The organism is Nocardia sp. NPDC058497 (assembly GCF_042720195.1).
Taxonomy (GTDB): Bacteria; Actinomycetota; Actinomycetes; order Mycobacteriales; family Mycobacteriaceae; genus Nocardia.
The window spans coordinates 1-3,469 of the sequence record NZ_JBHXMY010000605.1 but is presented as its reverse complement, the minus strand read 5'-3'; the positions used below and the strand labels follow the sequence as shown (position 1 = coordinate 3,469).

4 protein-coding genes are annotated in these 3,469 nt (G+C 65.4%); 1 reads left to right on the top strand and 3 read right to left on the bottom strand.

Features of this window, described 5'->3' with window-relative positions:
* Positions 1 to 216: 216 nt before the first annotated feature.
* Together ACFWPJ_RS28070 and ACFWPJ_RS28065 are read right to left on the bottom strand one after the other, a co-directional pair.
* Positions 217 to 1,251, bottom strand: coding sequence for a site-specific integrase (locus ACFWPJ_RS28070; protein WP_378855791.1), 1,035 nt, complete (start codon positions 1,249 to 1,251; stop codon positions 217 to 219).
* A gap of 242 nt (positions 1,252 to 1,493) precedes the next feature.
* Positions 1,494 to 2,702 carry an FkbM family methyltransferase gene (locus ACFWPJ_RS28065; RefSeq protein ID WP_378855789.1) on the bottom strand — a complete coding sequence of 403 codons (1,209 nt, stop codon included), beginning with the start codon at positions 2,700 to 2,702 and terminating at the stop codon, positions 1,494 to 1,496.
* Between the two features lie 253 nt (positions 2,703 to 2,955).
* Here ACFWPJ_RS28065 and ACFWPJ_RS28060 point away from each other — a divergent pair, with 253 nt between their 5' ends.
* Entirely contained in the window at positions 2,956 to 3,285 is a 330-nt protein-coding gene (locus tag ACFWPJ_RS28060; protein ID WP_378855787.1) for a hypothetical protein, read from the top strand.
* On the opposite strand, the gene ACFWPJ_RS28055 is transcribed toward ACFWPJ_RS28060, so the two are convergent.
* A partial coding sequence (locus ACFWPJ_RS28055; protein ID WP_378855785.1) for a hypothetical protein occupies positions 3,268 to 3,469 on the bottom strand: 202 nt, incomplete at its 5' end. The genes ACFWPJ_RS28060 and ACFWPJ_RS28055 overlap by 18 nt on opposite strands.

The window sequence follows — 3,469 nt, the reverse complement described above, 5'->3', positions numbered from 1 at the left end:
CCGGAACATCTCCGCGAACCGCGACCCAAGAAGACATGTATCCCACCTCGGAGACTGTATTGGCTGCCTACGACACGACCTCCCGTGCCCGAGGTGGCAGCACCGCGGGCGCAGCGAAAGTCGCATTGCCGCACACCGCGCTGACCGAACCGGTCAGCGGCGTTGTCGACCGAGCCCAGGATGGCAGCTATCGGAGTTCACGCCGCGGTCAAGCACTCAGCGGTTCGGGAATTCCGGGGTTCCGAGTGCGGTGGTGCGGTTGACCAGCCGGCTGGCCTCGTCGCGTTTGCGGCGAAGGAAGGCCAGGGTGAGGTCGATGCCTTCGATCTCACCGAGCCATCCTTCTTCGTGTGCCCGTTGGCGACGTTGTTCGAGGTCGGTTTCGATGTCGTTGAGCCTGTGGATCATTCGCGGGTCGACGTGCAGCATGGGACATGCGGATGCAGGCGTGCTCATGGCTGCAAGGCGTGGCGTAGGGGCGCCCGCACGACCCCAGTTCGACCTTGCGTTTGTCGAAGTGCTCTTCGAACTCGGCCCATTCCTGGTCGGTGACCGGCCGGTATTCCTCGGCGGGGCGCCGGATGAGACAGCGAACTCGAGCAATGCCCGGTCGCGGTCATATGTCATCGCCGCGAACAGGGCCACCCACGCGGTGTCGGGGATAGACCGGGGAGCCCGCTGGGGCTGCTTCTGCCGCATCGGCGCCCGCCTCAGCCGGGGACGCGGGTCGAGAGGGTACTGCTGGCCCCGCTGCCGATCCGGCGAGGCTGGCACCGGATTCACCAGCGGGCCATGTCCATACAAGAGGTGGTGCTCGTAGAACGAGTACACAACCGTCAACGCGTGGTTGATCGTCGCTGGCGCATATCCCGCCGACAGGACCGGCTTCCCGGTCTTGAGGTTCACCGATCCTGGCTCCGATACGGACTGGGCCGACCGCCGACGCTGTGGATTGGCGGCCGATCGCATCCATCCCACCATCGCCTCGACGTCCTCCCTCGTCGCGCGATCCCACGGCACACCGAGCACCGCAAGGATTTTCCACCACCGCAGCAGATCATGGGCGTAGGACCGCACCGTCAAAGGACTGACGTCGGAGACAACCAGACTCGACAGATAAGACGAGATCGGCGGCACCTCCGTCCCTTCGATTAGGACCGCGTAAGGCGCCGCGCTTGCGGCGCGCTCCACGCATCCCACCATCGGCAACTTGATGCGCCCCTCATGGAGCGCTCTCCGCAGCTCGTCCATCCCGCTCACCCCGTAGTCAGATCGGCGGACTATCAGTTCAGTAGGTGCAGTTAACAGGACCGATGGGACGTGGCTCGGACTGGTGTCCTTTTCGATCCCGACCGGCAACCGCCACGGCCTGCTCAACGTCACCCAATGGCGCCCCCAGCACGCACTATCTCCACAACACCCACCGTCCTCACCGCACCGGTAGGCAGGATTCACCGATGTAGCGACCACAACCAGGCTCGTCCGAAGCGAGCCTATCCGGCAGCGCGGTCGCGTGCGGCAACAACCCTGGCGGCGACTTCGCGCCGCCAGGCGAATGTCCACCGGTGCTCGTCGGCCAGGATGTCCTCGACGACCTCGACATGAGCGGGCACCCCACCCGCCAACTCGTCTTCGTTCAGCGCCTTCTGCGCCCCGAGCATGTCCGATCTCACCCACGCCAACGCGTCCGCGATCAGATCACCGCCCTGATCGGTCTCGAGGCCGGTACTGCTCGCGCGATCGGCACCATCGATGTCGACGATGTCAGGGCCGGGCTGTACGCGTGACAACAGCAAATCGGTTTGGCGGGTGATCGCAGTGGTGACAGCTACCGGTCGAGCTGGGGTCCGCACCATGGCTGGGACGTCCTGCGGGGCATAGCCGTTCTCGATCGCGAACGCCCGAAACCCGCTGTCGATGAACGGCGTCAACAGTTCCTCGGCGGTGTGGCCGGTCTGGTGGAGCCAGCGCGGGGTGACTTCGACGAGGATCTCGCAGTCCGGCCGTAACCGAGGGATCAGCGGCACCAGCGCCGTCAGCACGGTGGCTTCGGCGCCTTCGACGTCGATCTTGATGATCCGGGCGCGGTCGATGTCATCATCCACGATCTGCGCCAACGGCAGTCCTACTGCGCTGATCTCGCTGGTGTAGCTGGCTGGTTGGATCGTCGTGGTCGCGCCTGCGTTTCCCGGGTCGGGTACGAACAACCGGACCTGTGTTGGTTCCTCGGTGACCGCGGCCTCCACGATCCGGACGTTGCGGCAGTCGTTGAGCGCCAGATTCGCTCGGAGCTGCTGGAGTTGCGCGGGTGCGGGTTCGATCGCGATGACGCTGCCGGTCTCACCGACGAGTCGTGACGCCAGGGTGGTGTGCCACCCTCCGGCGGCGCCGATGTCGATGACTACCTCGCCGGGAGCCAGCCGGTTCGTCAGCAGCGCCGTGATATTCGGTTCCCAAACACCGTTGAGGTAGATCGTGCGGGCGATGAAATCCAGCGTGCTCGGCACCTGAAACCGCAACCCCTGCCGGGTTCGCACCGCCCGCGCCATGTGAGGCCGCTGCCGCAGGCCGACGTCGAGCCATTCTCTCAGCAGCCGCTGCTTGATCGCCAGGCCGGGACCGTAGCGGACCCACCATCGCGCACCCACCAACAGCGGGATCCACGGCGACGGCCGCAACACAGTGTCCTGCCACGGCAGCACAGTTGAATCCAGCTGTCGGCCTGCACCGTTCGATTCATCACCCGCGGTCGACCGATCGGCTCGTGACCGTCGCGCGAATCGGACACACACCCCGCCAGCGAGCGCCGCCACGCAACCGATCCCGACCGTGGCCCACCCCGCTACCCCCGCCGTGCTCATGACCAAGAGCCTAAGCGGCCGCTGCTCGCCAGCGCCGACCAACAGCGTTTCGGGTCATGATCGGTCCTGCTCCCCTGAGAGTGAGTGCCCTGCCATGCCGATCCGCATCCGTACCCAGCTGCACGAGAAGCGTCGCGCACCGCGCGTCGGGCCTGAGTTCTATTCTGTGGCAGCGAATCCTGCGAAGACGTCACACGGAAGCGCGGGACACTACCCGCTCTCCACCACCGGGAGCGGGTACGACGCCACCCTGGAAATCAGCTACGGCTCCTCCGCCCGGAACTGTCTCACACGCCGCGTCCACGACACCGACGATCGTGAGGGCGCCACGATCATGACCGCGCTGCGCTACCGCGACGCGGTCGAACTCGACTATGCACCGCGGTGCGGCTACCGCGTCAGCAACTCACTCGGCACACCTTGACACCGCACCGTCAGTGACCTCAACGACGAGGACATCGATATCGATATCGCCGGCCGTCACGCCCGAGGCGCCGATCGCCTGGTCGCCGTGAGTGCCGAGAAGAGGTTCGCCACGGTAGTTCTCGGCCACTGGCTTTCCGATAAAGACGTGCGATAGACAAGAAATGAGAGGACGATTGTGTGAG